Source organism: Vibrio sp. B1FIG11 (assembly GCF_905175335.1).
In the GTDB taxonomy this organism is placed as follows: domain Bacteria; phylum Pseudomonadota; class Gammaproteobacteria; order Enterobacterales; family Vibrionaceae; genus Vibrio; species Vibrio campbellii.
Genome location: NZ_HG992752.1, coordinates 1,750,327 through 1,769,628 on the forward strand (window position 1 = coordinate 1,750,327; position 19,302 = coordinate 1,769,628).

Genomic DNA, 19,302 nt, shown 5'->3' on the forward strand with positions numbered 1-19,302 from the left:
GTCTGTTTTTGGAGAATGAATTATGTCGTCTATCGTTGTTGTGGGTGCAAACTGGGGTGATGAAGGCAAAGGCCGCATCGTTGACTTTTTGGCAGAGCAAGCTTCTGCAAGCATTCGTTTCCAAGGTGGTAACAACGCGGGTCACACCGTAGTTAACGACCTAGGTACGTTCAAGCTGCACCAGCTACCAAGTGGCGTTTTCAACCCTGACTGTTTGGCAGTTTTAGGTCCGGGTATGGTTATCAGCCCTGCGTCGCTGTCTCAGGAGATTGCGGAAGTCGCGGAAGCGGGCGTTAAAGTGAACATGTGCATCTCTGATCGTGCAACACTGTGTCTACCTCTACACGCACTAGAAGATACGCTAGAAGAACAACGCTTAGGCGACAAAGCATACGGTTCTACTCGTCAAGGTATTGCACCTGCATACGGCGACCGTGTGATGAAAAAAGGCATCCTAGTTGGTTGGTTAAAACAACCAGAAGTTCTAGTAGAACGCATCAAGTTCTGGATGGACTGGAAACTTCCACAACTACGTGCCCTTTACCCAACGTTTGAATTCGAGCAAACCGCTGAAGAAATGGCGAACTGGTTGCTGGAAGTGTCTGCCCCTTGGCGTGATGCTATTTGCAACGTAACGCTGCCGCTAAAAGAGCTACAAGCAAAAGACCAAACTCTACTGTTCGAAGCACAACTAGGTGCGGGCCGTGACCTTGTTTACGGTGAGTACCCATGGACAACCTCTTCAAACGTTGTGTCTATGTACGCTGGCATCGGTAGTGGTCTTCCTGCTCTGCGTCCAGAGCGTGTTATTGCAGTCGCAAAAGCGTTCAGCTCATCAGTAGGTACTGGTACGCTAATCACTGCAATGGAAGAGCAAGATGCATTCCGTGAACTAGCGGGTGAGTTCGGCGCAACAACAGGTCGCCCACGTGACATGGGTTACTTTGATGCAGTTGCGACTAAGAACGGCGTTGAGCTTCAGGCAGCGACTGAAATCGCACTGACAAAAGTAGACTGTCTGACAGGTCTTAAAGATCTAAAAATCTGTGTTGGTTACGAAGGCGAGCACAGTGAGAACCCAATTTGGCCTCAAACGGCTGCACTAGCACCAATCTACGAGAAGATGGAAAGCTGGAGTGAAGACATTACTGGTTGCCGTAAATTCGAAGAGCTACCAGTCGCGGCACAAAAATACGTTCTACGTATTGAAGAGCTAATGGGCGTACCAGTGAAAATGGTATCGGTTGGCCCTGGTCGTGAACAAATGATTATGCGCTAAGACGTGGAATAACACGTCTATATCCAAGTTACAGTAAGTGCTTGGTTATATTAGCAAGCGGCTTTTATCTTTTCCGGGGTAAAGCCGCTTTTTTTATGCACTTTATACTTTGCTAAAACAAATACTGTTCTATGTTTTAACGAGCGTCAGAACGCTAGTTCTTCCAACGGCCTCACCACAGAGCCGTGTTGCTGAGACAGCAAAGAGAACTCAACTTCTTGCCCACATCCGCAGTAAAAGTCGTAACCTTCACCGGTTAAAAACGGCGTACTTTTATCGATAAACCAGTCCCTAGACTTTTTAGTATGAAGCTCACCACAACTTGGACAAGTCACTTCTACAGAGAAAACCTTGGCAATCATATCCCTAACCTCTTGTTAATTGCAGACGTACAACGAAATCGTTTGCTGTAGATAAACTAAACCAAGTTTTGAAACACTTCGTTAAGAAAATGTCAGAGTAAACGATGGAAAATGCGTGTTTCAACGACACTTTGAACAACTTTTTTCAGACAAAACCTTGAAGAAAAATTGAAGTGCAAACCATTACATAACAAATATTACCGAAAGGGGTATTTACCAAACTTATGAGAAAGAGAATCTTATTTTTTATTAAAAAATAGTAACTTGCGTAAATTTTATAAGACTCTCATCACACTTTACATTGAACAATTCCTAAAATTGACATGCTTAATATAGTTTTATGTCATTACTTACCTGCTGTACTTATATCTGTGGCAAATCGATTCTTCTCCAATCCATCTAAAAAGTGGAGTAACAACCTCACACTGTGTGTTGTCGGCCTACTCTCTTTTTCGATCACTATGGTGGCATTTATCCCTTTTGCCCATCAATATCATAAAAAGCTCACACAACAGGCAGTAGAGGCAATTGAATCTGAGTTTCACAGCAATGTTCAACAGTTAGCTCATTTACTCGATGATGAGTTTTATCTCAAACCGTGTAGCGAACTGATCCACGACTTACGCACCAACATCTTTGGTTTAGGGATGGCAAAAGACATCGCTACATTTGATCAAAATGGCAAGGTACAGTGCACCAGTAGCGAACGTCATCCGTCCTTTCGGATTTACTCGACAATACTAAAACGCTTGGGTGATAGCGATGTACACGCCACGCTGTCTTACACGCAGCGAGCGTTGACCAATAACCAAGCATTGATCCTATTTTTTAGTTCGGATAAAGGGCGAGGCATCAGTGTGGTATTTCCAAAACAAGTACTGGAAATGCTGGTGAAGGATATTTTTAGCTTCGGTGACATGAAGTATCGAGTCGATATTATTAATCGAACCGCTGTTGATCTGACTGATGGCAACGCACTGCGCAGCGAACAAATCACTTCAGAAATCCTCCCTTTCACGGTCTACTCGACAATTGGTTATGCATTCTATTGGCAATTCTTGGCAAGCAAGTTATGGATTGGGCTGCTAGGAATGGCCTGTGCTCTGGTCGTCCATCTGTTTTTTAATTCAAAAAAGGTGGCCAGAAACAGTTTGGAGTTCTCTCTGGCTCAAGCTATCAAAGGGCGCAACTTGAGTGTGCATTATCAGCCTATCGTTGACCAACGTGATGGCAGTGTCATCGGTGGCGAGTCTTTAGTGCGCTGGAACGACCCGGTTCAAGGGTTCATTTCTCCTGGTATCTTTATCCCTCTTGCCGAGAAAGTTGGGATGATCGATCAGATCACTTATCTAGTGTTGGACAAAGCGATCAAGATGATCTCAACAAATAAGAAAGCCTTTCATGATCGCTACATTAGCGTTAACGTCAGTCGCTCTTTGATTCTCAGAGATGACTTCATTAAAGAAGTCGAGTCTCGCTTGATGTTCAGTTATTTCATTAGTGAACGTTTGGTATTTGAAATTACCGAAGAAGCGATTTTTAACAAAGATGAGTTTTCAATATTGCGTCAACACTTGGACCGACTGGCCTCACTGGGCATTCGTATTGCCGTTGATGATTTTGGTACAGGCTATTCTGGTCTGGATTTTATTGGGCAATACCCATTCGACATCATCAAGATTGATCGCGTCTTCGTAACCAGTTTAGGTAACGGAAAAACAACGCAGCCTTTACTCGAGGCGATACACACTCTTTCCCAGACACTGAATATGTCTGTCATTGTGGAAGGTGTCGAAGAGGAGGCGCAATTGTGGGCTCTACATGACCTCGGCTTCTACAACATACAGGGCTTCTACTTTTCAAAACCTATTCCAAAGCCTGAGTTTCTAGACTATTTGGCATTGCACCAACCAGCCGATCTTCAAACTCTCGCGCCTGCGCTTAGCTAAGATTAATCAACCCAATTTTTGGCTGAGCAAGCGGTGCTCAGCCAAAGCTTTCTCCCTCAATACATCGTCAAATTCAGTCGTTAATTACAAATGCATGAATAGCAATTAACCAATTGTTAAACAGACTGCTGAAAGATCTCACTTGTTAATGAAGCACGCCAATTAGGTTAAACACTTGATTTAATGTTCTTTAAGTGATTAGTTGATCACGATTTTCATCTGTAAATTGGTGAAGTTGTACTCAAAAGATCTACTGTTCTGTTTTTAGGATAGATAACGTTTCCCCCAACATCTAACCCAAAAACAGGTGATTCCTATGACCAAAAAGTTTCTCCGCCTCAGTTCGATCACGCTTGGTTTGTGCATGAGCTCATTTGCTTTTGCCAATGCCGATTTACCAAACATCAAAATTCTGGCGACTGGCGGCACTATCGCTGGCGCAGGTCAATCTGCGACAGAATCAAATTACACCGCAGGTAAAGTCGGTGTTGATTCGTTGATCGCCGCCGTACCCAGTATGACCAAAATTGCCGACATTTCCGGTGAACAGGTGGTCAGCATCGGCTCTCAGGACATGAACGATGAAGTCTGGCTAACGTTAGCCAAGCGTGTGAATGAACTGCTCGCTCAGGACGACGTAGATGGCATTGTGATTACTCATGGTACCGACACCTTAGAAGAGACCGCCTACTTCCTAGATTTAACGGTGAAGAGTGACAAGCCTGTTGTGATCGTAGGTGCAATGCGCCCTTCTACGGCAATGAGTGCTGACGGCCCAGTTAACCTCTACAACGCAGTGGTGACCGCAACGGATGAAGATTCTCAAGGTCGAGGCGTGCTAGTCGCAATGAACGACACCATTTTTGATGCGCGTGACGTAACGAAAACCAACACAACATCAGTCAGCACCTTCCAATCACCGAACTTTGGTCCACTCGGTTACATTCACAACAGCGATGCGAAGTACCAACGCAGCCCAGAGCGCAAACACACCACTGAAACAACCTTCGATGTTTCCAAGCTCGATAAGCTGCCACAAGTCGGAATCGTTTATAACTACGCCAATGCGTCGAGCTTACCTGTGAAAGCATTCGTCGATGCAAAGTTTGATGGCATCGTCAGCGCAGGTGTGGGCAATGGTAACTTGTACCACACGGTATTTGATGAGTTAGAAAAGGCGAGTAAAGATGGCATCATGGTTGTTCGCAGCTCTCGCACGCCTACCGGCTCTACTACCCTAGATGCTGAGATTGACGACGATAAATACGGTTTCGTGGCATCTGGTACGTTGAACCCTCAGAAAGCTCGTATTTTGTTGATGCTATCGCTAACACAGACCAAAAATTACCAAGACATCCAGAAAATGTTCCAACATTACTAATCGAACAGTTCACAAGCTTTTCGATGAGTTAAAGCTAACCGCTAATAACAAAAGAGGAGGTTCGGATGCCTCCTCTTTTGTTATTTTTCACTAGCAACTTAGCCAAACAAGGGCAACCTAGCCAAACAAGCGACGCTTCATTCCTGCTCTTTCGAGAATGCGCGTGGTGATCTCTTCCACCGACAAAGACGAAGTGTTGATGTAAGGAATTGCCTCCCGTCTAAACAGCGCTTCTACCGTATCAAGCTCCAACTTACATTGTTCAGTGCTTGCGTATTCACTGCCTGACAAGCGATTCTCGCGGATCTCATTCAAACGTTCTGGGTTGATGGTTAAACCAAATAACTTGTGGCGATGAATCTCAAACTCCGGCAATAAGCGCATCATCTTGACGTCTTCTGCAATAAACGGGTAGTTCACCACACGTAAGCCAAATTGCATCGCCATGTACAGGCTGGTCGGTGTTTTGCCACTGCGTGACACGCCAAGGAGGATAATATCGGCCTCATCCAAGCCTTTAAGTGTGATGCCATCATCGTGAGCAAGCGTGTATTCAATCGCAGCGATACGGTCGAAATAGGTATCCGAATCTTTGCTTACGCTACGTGAGCGCTGCATCTTCGGCTGTGGCTCCATCTGAATGTCATCTTGCACCTTCTGCACAATGCTTTCTAGCACGTCATAACCGTGAGCTGGCGCTTTGAGTAACATTTCACGAATTTCTGGCACAACAATCGAGAAGAATACCAAGGGCTTAACCCCATCACGCTGGTAGGAAATCTCGATTTCCTTAATAACATCGGCAACTTTGTCTTCACTTTCGACAAAAGGAAAGGTTTTTTCATTAGGAATGAAGGAAAACTGACCCAAAACAACATGGCCTAATGTCTCACATGTTATGGCCGTTCCGTCAGAAACATAGAATACATCACGACTTTGGCTATTTATTTGCATTTTTGTTTATTTTTTCAAATTCATTTGAGTAGGATGGTTTACATAATATTAATAAATGAGTTTGGCTTGCAATTGCGTGCCCCACAGCTTTGAAAATTCTTCGGAGTTTTTTTAAGTAAACACGTAATCGTTTGCCTTTCATATCAGCCAAGAAAAGTGTTGATACATGTTTGCGTCGGAAAATTCGTTTAAGCCCTAGTTGGGAAGTTGTAGTTAACGCCCCTTAGCTGCAATGGCTGTTGTCAGCCCGAAACTGTGTCTTCGATGACATTGACCTGCAAGGATGAACCACCGCTGTTCGAGGTTGGTATTAATCCCCTACAAAGCTGCAATGTTTCTGGAGAAAGACATGCAAAAGAACACCCTCTGGTTCAATGGACTATCCATGGATGATGTCGACAAGGTCGGCGGTAAAAATGCTTCACTTGGCGAAATGGTTTCTAACCTAGCCAATGTTGGTGTATCAGTACCAAACGGTTTTGCGACAACCTCGTATGCGTTTAACCAATTCCTTGACCACGAAGGTTTGGATGAGCGTATTCACCAACTACTTGATGAACTAGACGTTGAGGATGTAGAAGCTCTGCGTAAGACAGGTGCCACCATTCGTCAATGGGTATTAGAAGCCCCGTTCCCTACGGATCTTGAACAAGACATCCGTGATAACTACAAAGAACTGACAGACAATCATCCTGAGATTTCTGTTGCCGTTCGCTCTTCTGCAACTGCAGAGGATCTACCGGATGCGTCATTTGCAGGTCAGCAAGAGACGTTCCTAAACGTAAAAGGCATTGATGCAGTACTAGAAGCGACCAAGCACGTTTACGCATCTCTGTTCAATGACCGCGCAATTTCATACCGTGTACACCAAGGCTTTAACCACCGCGGCATTTCGCTGTCGGCAGGTATCCAACGCATGGTGCGCTCGGACAAAGCCTCTTCTGGCGTTATGTTTACCCTAGATACGGAATCTGGCTTCGACCAAGTCGTATTCATCACCTCTTCTTGGGGCTTGGGTGAAATGGTGGTTCAGGGGGCGGTTAACCCTGATGAATTCTACGTTCACAAGCCAATGCTAGAAGCAGGTCAACACCCTATCGTTAAGAAGACATTTGGCTCTAAGCAGATCAAAATGATCTACTCAGACCGTCAAGAGATCGGTAAGCAAGTTGAGATCATCGACACGTCAGTAGAAGAGCGCAACGCCTTCTCTCTGAATGATGAAGAGATCAAAGAGCTAGCAAAACAAGCGATGATCATCGAAAAGCACTACAAACGTCCTATGGATATTGAGTGGGCAAAAGATGGCATCGACGGCAAACTTTACATCGTACAGGCACGCCCAGAGACCGTATGTTCTCAAAGCGAGCAAAACGTGATTGAGCGTTACGAGCTAAGCAACAAAGCAGACGTTTTGGTTGAAGGTCGTGCAATTGGTCAACGTATCGGTAAAGGCCCAGTGCGTTTGGTGGACTCTCTAGACCAAATGTCATTGGTACAAGAAGGCGATGTACTGGTTACTGACATGACTGACCCAGACTGGGAACCAGTAATGAAGAAGGCGTCTGCGATTGTCACGAACCGTGGCGGCCGTACTTGTCACGCAGCGATCATCGCACGTGAGCTTGGTATTCCGGCTATCGTTGGTTGTGGTGATGCCACCAGCAAGCTAACCGACGGCGAGACAGTGACTGTGTCTTGTGCAGAAGGTGAAACGGGCTACGTTTACCAAGGCGAGCTGGAGTTTGAAATCAAGCGCTCAGCGGTCGATGAGCTTCCGCTGCTTCCAACCAAAGTCATGATGAATGTGGGTAACCCAGACCGTGCATTCGACTTCGCTCAAATTCCAAACGAAGGTGTCGGTCTTGCGCGTCTTGAATTCATCATCAACAAGATGATTGGTATTCACCCGAAAGCGTTGCTGAACTTCGATGCGCAAAGCGATGAGCTAAAAGCTGAAATCACTGAGCGTATCCGTGGCTACAAAGATCCAATCGATTTCTACGTTAGCAAGCTAACCGAAGGCATCGCGACTATCGCGTCTGCATTCTGGCCAAAACGCGTGATCGTTCGTATGTCTGATTTCAAATCGAACGAGTACAGCAACTTGGTGGGCGGTAAAGGTTACGAACCGCATGAAGAGAACCCAATGCTCGGCTTCCGTGGTGCGTCTCGCTATATTTCTCCGGTGTTTGAAGACTGTTTCGAGCTAGAAACTCAAGCAATCAAACGCGTTCGTAACGAGATGGGTCTGAAGAACGTTGAAATCATGATCCCATTCGTACGTACACCAAGCGAAGCGGCATCGGTTATCGACCTACTGGCTAAGTTCGACCTACGCCGCGGCGACCAAGGTTTGAAAGTCATCATGATGTGTGAACTACCGTCAAACGCAGTACTTGCTGAAGAGTTCTTGAAGTACTTCGATGGCTTCTCTATCGGTTCAAACGACATGACTCAGCTTACGCTTGGCCTTGACCGTGACTCTGGTGATGTTGCACACCTATTCGATGAACGTAACCCAGCAGTGAAAGCCATGCTGCAAATGGCCATCGATGCGGCAACCAAAGCGGGCAAATACGTCGGTATCTGTGGCCAAGGTCCATCAGACCACGATGACCTTGCGGAATGGTTGATGGAACAAGGCATCAGCTCTGTTTCACTCAACCCAGATACGGTTATCGATACATGGTTGAAGCTAGGTAAAGTCAGCAAGTAAAACGAGCCTCTCTAACTTGTAATACGAAGCCCTCAAACTCCTGAGTTTGAGGGTTTTTTCTTTACCTGCCATGTAAAAGCTATGTGAGTTCGTGACCGCAATCCCACGCTATGTCTTCCTTATATTCTCCCCCTTCCCTTTTTCACCTAAAATTAAAGCACACCTATTTCATAGAAGAATGGATATATGAAAAAGCCTCTTGCTCTTATCACTGCCTTAGTCATGCTCACTTCTCCGGCTTATGCCGACTGGGACGACATTTCTAACAGCCTTTCAGACCTAGGGGAGGCAGTTTCGGATACGGCGAAGGAGACGTGGGACAGCACCAAAGAATTCTCAAAACAAGCATGGGAAGATTTTACTAATTGGTCAGAAGATGCGATTAACACCGCTGGCGAATGGACGGATGCAAGTATTGAAACCAGTAAAGAGTGGATCGACGAAGCCGACAAGAAAATTGATGAGCTGATGGAAGGTGATACGCCAGAAGAAGCTCGCCAAGCGATTGATTTGATGGCGGATAGCACCTTGCTCAAACTGTTTAATGAGAAACCTGAAGCCAAAATACTCTACGACAAAGCTTACGGTTACGCAGTGTTTGATTCACGCAAACTGTCGTTGATGTTCCACACCAACTCAGGCTCCGGTGTTGCGGTCAACAAATCGACCGACAAGCGCACTTACATGAACATGTTTGGAGCTGGCGTCGCCCTTGGTGTTGGCGGTAAGTTCTACCAACAAGTCGTGCTGTTTGAGAAAGAAAAAAAACTTCAACACCTTTGTCGAGGAAGGCTGGGAAGCATCGAGCGAAGCTTCTTTAGTTGCAGGCGAGGATGGCGAAGAGATGACAGCGCAATTCAACAGTGGCGTAGCGGTATATCAGCTAAACACCACGGGATTGTTGGTTGATGCGAACATTTCTGGCTCGAAATACTGGGTCAACAAAGAGCTGACCGATTCGCAGTAATCGCGCTTGTACTACAATTTTTTGAGGGGAGCACAACGCTCCCCTTTTTGATCACTTTGGGATATCTGTCTGTTGCGTTATGCTTATCTCAACCTTTATCGCACGCTCGAATTCCCATGCCTAACGACGCATTCAACACTCAACTTGCATTGACAATTTCTGCCCTTAACTCACCAAGCTTTACGCCTAAACTGATGCGTGTTATTGCTTCTTTATTGAGTTTTGATTGCGCGGTGATCCTCGGCTACCGCGAAGGCAAACACCCTATCTATCTGTATGATTCGATTGAGAATGAACGCGAGCTTTTGTTCCAGCGTTATCTCACCACCTCTTTTCAAAACGACCCGTTTTACCAGAAGCTTAACACCAACAAAGAGCAAGGCATTTTTACGCTCAAAGATGTCGTAGGCAAAGACGTCGCGCGTAACGATCTCGATTACCAAGCCTACTGTGAGCAGTTTTACCATCAAACGGGCTGGAAGGATGAACTCAGCATGCTGATCGAAATCGAACCGAAGCGTTGGGTGATGCTCTACTTTGGATTTATGCAAGATGATAAACGCTTCACCAAGCCTCAAGTCACCAAGCTTAAATCTAACTTCGCGATTATTCAGTCTTTGTGCCAACAGCACTGGAAACAGACCGAGTTTACACTTGCCGAGCCAGTGTTTAGCCCTAACGCATATTCAGGGCAAATGCGTACGGCGATTGAATCCGCACTGGCATCGTTTGGCCAAACCGTCCTCACTAAACGAGAACAAGAAATCGCGGCATTGATCGCGCAAGGCTATGACAGCAAAGAGATTGCAACACACCTAGATGTTACGGAAGGCACAGTTAAGAACCACCGTAAACGCATTTACGCGCAGTTGAATGTGGCATCGCTAAGCGAGTTCTTTCAGTTGTTCCTCAACCACCTGATCACTCAATCAAGATAACAAACTGTCCCTTTAGGGATATACCTCGATTCCGCATCGCCTTTTAATCTGAATACAACCAAACCAGATAAAGATAAGACGATGACACTGATTGAAGATTTACAAGCTCGCGGTTTAATTGCCCAAGCGAGCGATTTAGACCAAGTTCAACAACTGCTATCTGAGCCACAAACCTTGTACTGCGGTTTCGATCCAACCGCAGGTAGCTTGCACATTGGCCACCTTGTGCCACTGATTATGCTCAAACGTTTTCAAGATGCAGGACACCAAGCCATCGCCCTGATAGGCGGTGCGACCGGTATGATTGGTGACCCGAGCTTTAAAGCCACAGAGCGAAGCTTAAACTCAGAAGAGACCGTAACGGGTTGGGTACAAGATCTGTCGAATCAAATTCAACAGTTGATGAATAACCAAGTCAGCAAGCCAATGATCATGGTAAACAATGCGGATTGGGTGAAGCAGATTAACGTGATCGACTTCTTCCGCGACGTAGGTAAGCATTTCTCCGTGAATACCATGATCAGCCGAGAGTCGGTGAAGCAACGCTTGCAGCGCCCAGATCAAGGCATCTCATTTACCGAGTTCAGTTACGCACTGCTGCAATCTTACGACTTCGCAGAATTAAACCGTCAGTACGGCTGTCGTTTGCAAATCGGTGGTAATGACCAGTGGGGCAACATTGTTAGCGGCATTGACCTTACTCGCCGCCAAAATGGTGAGCAGGTCTTCGGTCTAACCCTACCTTTGATCACCAAATCTGACGGCACTAAATTTGGTAAAACCGAAGGTGGCGCAGTGTGGCTAGATCCAAGTAAGACCTCACCTTACACTTTCTACCAATTCTGGTTATCTGCTGAAGATGCCGATGTTTACCACTTCCTGCGCTACTACACCTTCTTGAGCTGCGATGAGATTGCTGCGATTGAGGCACAAGACAAAGAGAGTAAAGGCAAACCGCAAGCACAGCGTATCCTAGCAGAGCAAATGACGCGCTTTGTCCATGGTGAGGAAGGCTTAGCAAGTGCAGAGAGAATCACTCAAGCGCTATTTAGTGGCAATGTGCAACAACTAAGTTTGAGCGAGCTAAAGCAGTTGGAACTCGATGGCTTACCAAGCATGCAAAGTGCCGAGCAAGACTTGGTCGAACTTCTGGTTGAATCAGGATTAGCCAACTCCAAGCGCATTGCTCGTGAGCTTATTGGTAACAACGCCATCAGTGTGAACGGCGAGAAAGTGGATGCACAAAACCCAAGCTTGAACTTCCCGCTGTTCGATCAGTACTGGTTGCTTCAACGCGGTAAAAAGCATTTCTACTTAGTGAAACGCATCGAGGGTTAACTGCTCCCATCTAACGACCTACGATCTAGCTAGATCAACTAAAATGCGAGCCAAAGTGCTCGCGTTTTTGTTTCCCTATTTTGTGAAGCCAAAAGCTAATTTTAGAGTAGATGCCCGTTATAGTGTTGTTCTTCAAACACAACAAAATATAACAACACAAAGCTATGATCAGACACATTCTACTCATCAAATTTCAAGCTTCTGCCACCAGCGACAAAATCCAACAACTGCGAGAGCTATTCGAAGCCATGCCAACGAAAGTGGAAGGCGTAACCGACGTTGAATGGGGCTTAAATAATAGCCCAGAAGGAAAGAACAAAGACTACACACACGCTGTGATGATGACGTTTACCGATGAAGCGGGTCGTCAGAACTACCTACCACACCCAGAGCACGATGCATTGAAAGAAGTATTTAGGCCACTGCTTGAAGACATCATCGTGTTTGATTACGAAATCTGAATCTCTCAGGTAAGTTTCCGGACAAATAAAAAGCCACCACGACAATTTGCATCATGGTGGCTTTTGAGGTTACTTCACGTGTTTAAAGTTTGGCAGAATCGTTTCTGGTTTCTGCTCAACAAACGCTTTGCTTGGTGAGTAAGCGCGAAAATACACAAACCAGTTTTCATCCGGTCGAGTTTGTACCCAGTTTGCTTCATTCACACCTTCTGGCTTAGTGGGTGAGAAATGGAACGTGTAGTTCCCGTCTGCGTCTTTCACTGTGCCCAGAACGTTTGAGCCGACATCCGCACGTTGAATATCATTATCGATGATGGCGCGGTTTTCCACGTTGTACACCGTAATGGTCCAGAACAAGTCGGCATAGTTCACATCGCCATCTAAAGTCAGTGTGTAATGATTGCTACCATTTAGGCCATAGCCTTCGCCGTCACGATAGTTATCAAGGTATATCTGACCCCAGCCACCGTTTTCAAAACCATGCATCGCAATATCGTTCGTCACCGCTTCATAAAACCATGCCGCGCGACCATCGAGATCCATACCATAAGCGCGATCTTGGTTTGGTGTTGATGCTGTTGCAACTTCCCAACGGTTCCCTTCAGGCCCATATTCCGATTGATGTAAACGACCCGTTTTGTTGAAGTCGATATTCTTAGTCATGGCCTCACCAAGCACGACCGCTTCTTTCATGATCTTCACTTGCTCAGCATTTGGTTCGAATGGTTTACCCTTCTCAATACCCAATGGACGCAACATGTCGTGCATCATGCGATCGCGTTCTGCAACAGGTTCTGTTTGAATGGCTTCGTTGAGCACTTGCCAAAACTCCATACCACGTGGGTGTTTCGCATCGAGACCTTTTTTCGGGAAGTTAACACCTCGATCGCTGAGTGGTTTGCCATCCAAATGCGTGATTGACATCGACTCCAAGTCCGTCATGCGTTGTTTCTCGGTTTTCGCCATTAAGCGCACACCAAAAAAGACATAGTTGGTATCCGATTCAAGTACCACCGCATCTTTTGGTAGGTTCTTTGGTGTTTCGCTGCCCTTAGCTTTTATCACGTATGTGCCTGGCTTGGTCATTTGTGCAATGCCAATCTGCCACATGGTATGCACCGCACCACGCAGTTCGTCGGTCGGGATGTTCACCACTACGGGCTCTTTCTCTACGTTAAACCATGTAATCGCGTAAGGCGTTGAGGTGTTGTAAGTTAGGCCGCCCAATTTAGACTGATGCGATGCCACATAAGTGATTTGTCCATCTTCTGAGCCCATTTTTTCATACGCCGCCTTCCACGCGTAGTTAGACGTCAGCGGAATAGACCAAATGTAAGCTTGTGTCGCACGCTGAAAATCCATCAGATTAAACAATTTCTTTGAGCTTTCCTCTGTTGGAATGCCATTGAGCACGCTGGTTTCAAAAGCAAAATCACCAGAGCGGGTGTGCATGTTCTCAATCTTGATGTTGTTGTCTGCGTATGCGCTACTGGTTAAAGCGGCAAATATCAAACCAGAGATAAGGGTTTTCGTTACTTTTTTCATGTCTATTCTCTACTCGTCATTTCAGGCGGTATCGGGAGGATGAAGTTGAAATCAGTCATTTCTTGACCAACTCAATGTGGCGCAGTTTAAAAACAAGCCAAGACTAAAAATTGACATTTTGAGAATATTTGAGTGAAAAACGAATATCGATTGAGTGCGTTATACCTCTCTGCTTTTCCTAGATTGTGCAGACGATATGGTGTGGAGCCTCAAACCTTAACCTCAAAGCTCAATATTCAAATCTCAACCTTACACAATGAAAACCAAGAGCTTAGCCATCAGCAATTTGCAGAACTGCTGAACTTGGCCGCCAAAGAGACTAAAGACCCGCTGTTCGCCCTAGAGCTCAGTACCTTGACTGACTACCAGTCTTTGGACATCGCTATGTTGCTGATTGCCAGTCAGGAATCTCTCGCAAACATCTATCCGGTTTTGTTTGGTCTGTACAGCTATCAGCAACGTGCTTCTCGCCATCAACTTGATATTCGTGACGACATTGCTCGCCACTTTACTCAGTTCTTATTCGAACCCAATGTCGATACAAGCCAACACTCTTTACTTTCCATCGGAGGCATTATTACGACGTTCAAGATGGTATTGGGAGAACGGTTGAAGTTGCATCAAGTGCATTTTAAAGCGCGCTACCAAGGTGAATCAGGAGCACAGCAGCAAAAACAGATAGAACGTCTTGAACGTTTCTTTGGATGCAAAGTGATATTGGGTAGTCAGTTCGATGGTTTTGAGTTCCCCAAAGCCCTACTCGCAGAAAAGCCCTATTTGGAGATGACCATTACCAATCAAATGCGACGCAAAGTCTCTCACGGTCTTCAACATCACAACACGCTATTGGAAATCACCACCAACTCGATTCTGTTATTGCTTCCTCTCGGTGATATCAGCAAAACCTTGGTCAGCAAAATGCTCGGCATCCACCCGAGAACGTTGCAGAACTTGTTGAACAAAAATGACCTCACCTACCGAGATATCGTGAATTCAGTCCGCGACACCGAGAGCAAAAAGCAGCTCACCAGCAGCGAATATCCAATCGGCACCATTGCTGACATGCTTTGCTACGCTTCTGCCGATTCTTTTATCCGCCAGTTCAAACGCACCAATGGCATCACCCCTTTGCAATATAGAAAACAGCATCGCGTGTGACGGTTAACAACCCATCCTTTAATTCCTTTTAATTATTACCTGAATTACATCAATTCATTTCTGTTATTGAAAACGAATAGATAGCATTTATGCCTGTACCATCAATTAAAACTTGTGAGCAAAACGCAAACAAGTGATGAAATCATCATTATCTATAACTGATAGTGATTGCAGTTCTCTTTCTGAATAAATGAAACATTCATAAACCCGATAACAAGGAACCGATGATGAATAAGACTCTTATTGCTTTATCAATTTCCGCTCTAGCCCTAGGAAGTACTTCGGTATTTGCGAACTCAACTCCGGCAGAACTTTTACAAGACCGCTACTCTACTCTTGCGAACTTAGAAATGAACGGTGGTCAACCAACTCCTGATAGTCAAAGAGCCCTATTTACTGAATCTTATTTTCAGCGCGCTACCACACTCTATGAATGGGCGTTGCCAATCGTTAATATGAAAGCAATGCAGGAAGGCCATGCTAGACTGATGGATGGCACTACTGCCTACAACAAAATTGCAATCTATCAAGATCGATTAAAACCAAACACAAAAATCACCACACCTAACTCAGATGTAATTTATGCTATGGGTTGGCTAGATATGAAGGATACTGGCCCATTAGTAATTGAGCACCCAGCTGGGTTGCAATCACTGATGGATGATATGTATCAGCAGCCTCTGCGTGGGCCTCTAGATAAAGATCAAGTTCATGGTCAATACCTCGGTGATATTGGTAAAGCAGGCCCAGACAAAGGTAAAGCAGCTAAGTTCCTTATTCTTCCTCCTGGTTACACTCGCGATCAATTTAAAGACGTATCTGATAAGTATTTCATTTACGAATCCAACACATCAGAAGTGTTCTTATTCTTGCGTTCATTCTTTATGGACATGAATAAGCTTCAGCCAGCGGTAGACCGTATAAAAGAAATTAAGATTTACCCGCTTAAAGGCCACGGTAAAGACATGAAGTTCTTTGAAGTATCCGACGTGCCAGCTAACGCTCTTTGGAAGAACGATCACACCTATTATGAAATGCTTGACCGCGCTGTTCAAAATATGGAGTTGGCAACTTTTGACCCTTACATGAATGGCGTAATGAATGCTGTAGGCATTAAAAAAGGTAGCAAGTTTGCCCCTACACCAGAACAGAAAAAGCTTCTCGATGCAGCCGCTCAAACAGGTTGGAAAATCACTAAAAATATCGCTTTGAATTTTGATGAGCTGTCCAATTCAAAAATTGGTGATACATGGTTCTGGAAAGATCGTCCTACATGGGTTGCTCATGCTCTTACAGAAAATGGTAACCAAAATTTCGCAGTGTCAGATGCATACTACCGAAACGTGAAAACTGGATATACAAATGTTGACGCATTAGCTCACATGTATACTAACCATTATTCAATATCGACTGGTATGATCAACGCTAAGGTAGGGCTTGGTGCCAAATACGCCGGAGCTTATAAAGACAGCGATCACAATCCTTTAGTCGGCACATGTAACTACTCTCTGAATATCCCAGCAAATGTTCCAGTTGATTTATTCTGGTCGGTTACAGCTTATGATGGTGCAACCGCTAGTGGCGTTGATGTAGAAAACCATGAATGGCCTTCATTAGGTGACCGTGACCACCCAATTGCAAACAAAGATGGTTCTGTAACGTTATTCTTCGGTCCTACAGCACCAAAAGATGCATCGTTAGCAGCTAAAAACTGGCTTCAATTCAAAAATCCAAGCTGGTTCTCTCTAATTCGTTTTTATGGTCCAACTAAGCCACTGTTTGACAAAACATGGAGACCTGGTGAGTTTGAAAAGATCAACTGTGTTGACTAGTTAATATCACTAAACGAAAAACTAACAAACCAAGCCTCTCAACCGAGAGGCTTATTTTTTTCTTTGATGATGGCTTGAGAAGTTGTGATGATTTTTCGCTTGAGCCACTGGTGCATAGGGTGCATACGCTTATTGTGCGATTCCACCAACACAATATTTTTTAGTTCATCCGGTGCGCGGTTTGGGAACGTGACATAGTCAAACTCACCGCTAAGATAACGAGCAAGTTGTTTAGAGCAAGGTAAAATAATATCGCTCTGCTTGATCACATCGAGCAAGGTATGCAGATAGGAGCTACGTGCTTTTACTTTCAACACTTCACTTGAAAGGTGCTTGGCAATAAAGGGCTGGGTATCGTTCCACCCCGGCACCACCAAACTGGCGTATTCTGCTTGATTGATTTCAGACTGAGACAGAGTCTTTCCTGCCAATGAATGGTTAGTTTTCACTAAACCAACAAAATCATCTTCACCAATGACTTGGTGGGTAAACTGCTTATTGGTTTCAATTGGCGAATAGTTGATGGCTGCTTGAATCTCACCATCGAGTAGCTTTTTGAGTGTTTGAGAATCCCAATTCACGATGTTTACTTGTGCGCTTGGTGCCTCTTCAATCACCGCGAGACACAAACGTGCACCGAGCCAGTTAGAAATAAAGCCGTTGATTGCAATGGTGATATTGCCTTGATAATCAGAAGGGTTAAAGCTTGGGGAATCCAGAATGACCTCATCCAAGCTTTCCATGATCACGGGAAGCTTCTCTCCCAGTTCAAGCGCACGTGGCGTTGGCTTCAGGCCCGAGTGAACGCGAGTAAACAGCTCATCACCAAAGTAATCACGCAACCTTCCCAACGCTTTACTGACTGCAGGTTGGCTAAGTGCCAGTCGATCCCCAGCAATACGCGTGTTCTTAGTTTCAAGTAACACCAGAAAGATACGAAGTAAGTTGAGATCCAGTTGTTTCATTGCGGTTCGTTTCCCTAATACAACCTTGTTTAGTATCGACTGTTCATTCCGAATCGGTGGGACATATCGTCGTCCATACGACCACCTTTCCAACCACCCGAACCAAACAAATTCAGTACATCTTGTGCGGTGTAATCACCACCATCGAAAAAGTCATTCGAAACATCGTCACGCAACGACAAGACTTCCGCTTTCGCCTCTGAACTCAGTTCCTGCGGGTTTACATAAAGCGCTAAAGCGATTTGTTGTTGGCGCTTGCTCAACTCGCTTGTGCTGCTTTTTACTTGCCCAATAGAGAAATACTCGCGGCTGCCATAGCCCTTAATCAATCGGGCAGAGAGCAGCTTGATGACTTTCTTAATTCGACGACGTTGAATGACTCTAAGCACATTAATACCCTATTCTTCTTATAGCAAAATTGACGTTATATTTTGTGCATAACGTTGTGATGCTTTAGAGTGTCACGGTTTAGTACAGTGTTCAATAAGCATGGAGCGCCAGAGTGAAAATCGACGATCTCAAACTGTTCATCAAGGTTGTGGAGTTAGGTAGCTTTACCGCCGCTGCCAATGCGTTGGATTTACCTCGTGCGAATGTCAGCCGACGAATCGGCGATTTAGAGCAATCCCTTGGCGCTCAGCTTTTCCATCGCACCACGCGCAGTTTATCGCTGACCAACAACGGCGAAGCCTATTATGAGAACCTACAAAAAGCGCTGACGATGCTCGACTCGGCGAACGAACAAGTCAGCAACGACACCAATGAGGTCCGCGGTCGAATCAAGCTTGGATTGCTGCCAGAGACCGACGAACTGGTGCGTCCTATTTTGTTCGATTTCCATGATAAGTACCCGCACGTTGAATTGGATATTCGCAACATCAACAATGGCTTCAGAGACATGTTTCAACAAGGCTTAGACATCGCTTTTCATGGTGGTGCACTGTTTGATTCCGACATTGTTGCCCGTAAGCTTTTAACGCTCGACCGTTGTTTAGTCGCTTCTCCCAATTACCTTGAAACACATGGCATGCCAGAGAACTTAGAGCAACTAAAGGAACATCAGTGTGTTTGTTTTCGTTGGCCAAATGGCGAAGTAGACAATGTTTGGCACTTCCAAGAGCAAAGTGTGCAGCTTAGTCCAAAACTTATCTCCAATAACATCGGCTTTATTAAGAACGCGACCATCTTAAATCGCGGCATTACCTTTATGCCCAAAGTGTTGGTGAGACGAGAGCTGGAATCCGGCGATTTAGTACAGTTATTGTCACACTATTCTGTCACGGAAGAATCGGGCTGGTTGCTTTACCCACAACCTAAAACGCTAAGCCAAGCGAGTCGTCTACTTATTGACCACCTAACTAATGAAATCCCAAAACTTATTTAGATGAATATATTGTCTCGAATTTTGAGACAGTGAGTCACGCTACTGGGTAATTATCTGAACAGTGTACAAT

The 19,302-nt window shown here is 45.2% G+C and carries 15 protein-coding genes and 1 pseudogene; 11 read left to right on the forward strand and 5 right to left on the reverse strand.

What is annotated here, in order from left to right:
* The first annotated feature begins 22 nt into the window (after positions 1-22).
* The gene (locus KHO06_RS24460) at positions 23-1,279 is read left to right on the forward strand and encodes an adenylosuccinate synthetase (RefSeq protein WP_012129939.1); all 1,257 of its coding nucleotides are present in this window, start codon (positions 23-25) and stop codon (positions 1,277-1,279) included.
* A 146-nt stretch (positions 1,280-1,425) separates the two neighbouring features.
* Here the strand turns inward: KHO06_RS24460 and KHO06_RS24465 are convergent, their stop codons facing one another.
* Positions 1,426-1,641, reverse strand: coding sequence for a hypothetical protein (locus KHO06_RS24465; protein WP_005429629.1), 216 nt, complete (start codon positions 1,639-1,641; stop codon positions 1,426-1,428).
* 461 nt (positions 1,642-2,102) lie between these two features.
* Here KHO06_RS24465 and KHO06_RS24470 point away from each other — a divergent pair, with 461 nt between their 5' ends.
* Both KHO06_RS24470 and ansB read left to right on the forward strand, forming a co-directional pair.
* Complete coding sequence (locus KHO06_RS24470) at positions 2,103-3,590, forward strand: EAL domain-containing protein (protein WP_045400350.1); 1,488 nt, start codon at positions 2,103-2,105, stop codon at positions 3,588-3,590.
* Positions 3,591-3,906: 316 nt separating this feature from the next.
* Positions 3,907-4,971 carry an L-asparaginase 2 gene (ansB, locus tag KHO06_RS24475; protein ID WP_212582752.1) on the forward strand — a complete coding sequence of 355 codons (1,065 nt, stop codon included), beginning with the start codon at positions 3,907-3,909 and terminating at the stop codon, positions 4,969-4,971.
* 117 nt (positions 4,972-5,088) lie between these two features.
* Here ansB and KHO06_RS24480 read toward each other — a convergent pair whose 3' ends face one another.
* Positions 5,089-5,925, reverse strand: coding sequence for a pyruvate, water dikinase regulatory protein (locus KHO06_RS24480; RefSeq protein ID WP_045374514.1), 837 nt, complete (start codon positions 5,923-5,925; stop codon positions 5,089-5,091).
* Between the two features lie 349 nt (positions 5,926-6,274).
* Here KHO06_RS24480 and ppsA point away from each other — a divergent pair, with 349 nt between their 5' ends.
* The 5 genes and pseudogenes from ppsA to KHO06_RS24505 all read left to right on the forward strand — a co-directional run bounded on the left by ppsA (position 6,275) and on the right by KHO06_RS24505 (position 12,348).
* Positions 6,275-8,644 carry a phosphoenolpyruvate synthase gene (gene ppsA / locus KHO06_RS24485; RefSeq protein ID WP_212582753.1) on the forward strand — a complete coding sequence of 790 codons (2,370 nt, stop codon included), beginning with the start codon at positions 6,275-6,277 and terminating at the stop codon, positions 8,642-8,644.
* A gap of 186 nt (positions 8,645-8,830) precedes the next feature.
* Positions 8,831-9,611: pseudogene (locus KHO06_RS24490) on the forward strand (hypothetical protein).
* A 116-nt stretch (positions 9,612-9,727) separates the two neighbouring features.
* Entirely contained in the window at positions 9,728-10,549 is an 822-nt protein-coding gene (locus KHO06_RS24495) for a helix-turn-helix transcriptional regulator (protein WP_212582754.1), read from the forward strand.
* A gap of 81 nt (positions 10,550-10,630) precedes the next feature.
* Positions 10,631-11,887, forward strand: a complete 1,257-nt coding sequence (gene tyrS / locus KHO06_RS24500) for a tyrosine--tRNA ligase (RefSeq protein WP_212582755.1) — start codon at positions 10,631-10,633, stop codon at positions 11,885-11,887.
* A 164-nt stretch (positions 11,888-12,051) separates the two neighbouring features.
* Positions 12,052-12,348: a Dabb family protein gene (locus KHO06_RS24505; RefSeq protein WP_167424062.1), complete on the forward strand. Its 297-nt coding sequence runs from the start codon at positions 12,052-12,054 to the stop codon at positions 12,346-12,348.
* A 69-nt stretch (positions 12,349-12,417) separates the two neighbouring features.
* Here the strand turns inward: KHO06_RS24505 and KHO06_RS24510 are convergent, their stop codons facing one another.
* Complete coding sequence (locus KHO06_RS24510; RefSeq protein ID WP_212582756.1) at positions 12,418-13,893, reverse strand: DUF1214 domain-containing protein; 1,476 nt, start codon at positions 13,891-13,893, stop codon at positions 12,418-12,420.
* Between the two features lie 132 nt (positions 13,894-14,025).
* Between KHO06_RS24510 and KHO06_RS24515 the strand changes: the two genes are divergently transcribed.
* Together KHO06_RS24515 and KHO06_RS24520 are read left to right on the forward strand one after the other, a co-directional pair.
* Complete coding sequence (locus KHO06_RS24515; RefSeq protein ID WP_212582757.1) at positions 14,026-15,051, forward strand: AraC family transcriptional regulator; 1,026 nt, start codon at positions 14,026-14,028, stop codon at positions 15,049-15,051.
* A gap of 224 nt (positions 15,052-15,275) precedes the next feature.
* Positions 15,276-16,883 (forward strand): DUF1254 domain-containing protein, encoded by a 1,608-nt coding sequence (locus tag KHO06_RS24520; RefSeq protein WP_244858425.1) that lies wholly within the window; start codon positions 15,276-15,278, stop codon positions 16,881-16,883.
* 38 nt (positions 16,884-16,921) lie between these two features.
* Here KHO06_RS24520 and KHO06_RS24525 read toward each other — a convergent pair whose 3' ends face one another.
* Positions 16,922-17,848 (reverse strand): LysR family transcriptional regulator, encoded by a 927-nt coding sequence (locus tag KHO06_RS24525; protein ID WP_212582758.1) that lies wholly within the window; start codon positions 17,846-17,848, stop codon positions 16,922-16,924.
* 29 nt (positions 17,849-17,877) lie between these two features.
* A complete protein-coding gene (locus KHO06_RS24530) occupies positions 17,878-18,237 on the reverse strand; it encodes a DUF6559 family protein (protein WP_005429597.1) in 360 nt (119 codons plus the stop codon).
* Positions 18,238-18,350: 113 nt separating this feature from the next.
* Between KHO06_RS24530 and KHO06_RS24535 the strand changes: the two genes are divergently transcribed.
* The gene (locus KHO06_RS24535) at positions 18,351-19,232 is read left to right on the forward strand and encodes a LysR family transcriptional regulator (protein WP_038890800.1); all 882 of its coding nucleotides are present in this window, start codon (positions 18,351-18,353) and stop codon (positions 19,230-19,232) included.
* Positions 19,233-19,302 lie beyond the last annotated feature (70 nt).

Excerpts from the sequence above, each read along its gene's own strand:
- KHO06_RS24460 (WP_012129939.1), top strand. The coding sequence starts at position 23 with ATGTCGTCTATCGTTGTTGTGGGTGCAAACTGGGGTGATGAAGGCAAA.
- KHO06_RS24465 (WP_005429629.1), bottom strand. The coding sequence starts at position 1,641 with ATGATTGCCAAGGTTTTCTCTGTAGAAGTGACTTGTCCAAGTTGTGGT.
- KHO06_RS24470 (WP_045400350.1), top strand. The coding sequence starts at position 2,103 with ATGGTGGCATTTATCCCTTTTGCCCATCAATATCATAAAAAGCTCACA.
- ansB (WP_212582752.1), top strand. The coding sequence starts at position 3,907 with ATGACCAAAAAGTTTCTCCGCCTCAGTTCGATCACGCTTGGTTTGTGC.
- KHO06_RS24480 (WP_045374514.1), bottom strand. The coding sequence starts at position 5,925 with ATGCAAATAAATAGCCAAAGTCGTGATGTATTCTATGTTTCTGACGGA.
- ppsA (WP_212582753.1), top strand. The coding sequence starts at position 6,275 with ATGCAAAAGAACACCCTCTGGTTCAATGGACTATCCATGGATGATGTC.
- KHO06_RS24495 (WP_212582754.1), top strand. The coding sequence starts at position 9,728 with ATGCCTAACGACGCATTCAACACTCAACTTGCATTGACAATTTCTGCC.
- tyrS (WP_212582755.1), top strand. The coding sequence starts at position 10,631 with ATGACACTGATTGAAGATTTACAAGCTCGCGGTTTAATTGCCCAAGCG.
- KHO06_RS24505 (WP_167424062.1), top strand. The coding sequence starts at position 12,052 with ATGATCAGACACATTCTACTCATCAAATTTCAAGCTTCTGCCACCAGC.
- KHO06_RS24510 (WP_212582756.1), bottom strand. The coding sequence starts at position 13,893 with ATGAAAAAAGTAACGAAAACCCTTATCTCTGGTTTGATATTTGCCGCT.
- KHO06_RS24520 (WP_244858425.1), top strand. The coding sequence starts at position 15,276 with ATGATGAATAAGACTCTTATTGCTTTATCAATTTCCGCTCTAGCCCTA.
- KHO06_RS24525 (WP_212582758.1), bottom strand. The coding sequence starts at position 17,848 with ATGAAACAACTGGATCTCAACTTACTTCGTATCTTTCTGGTGTTACTT.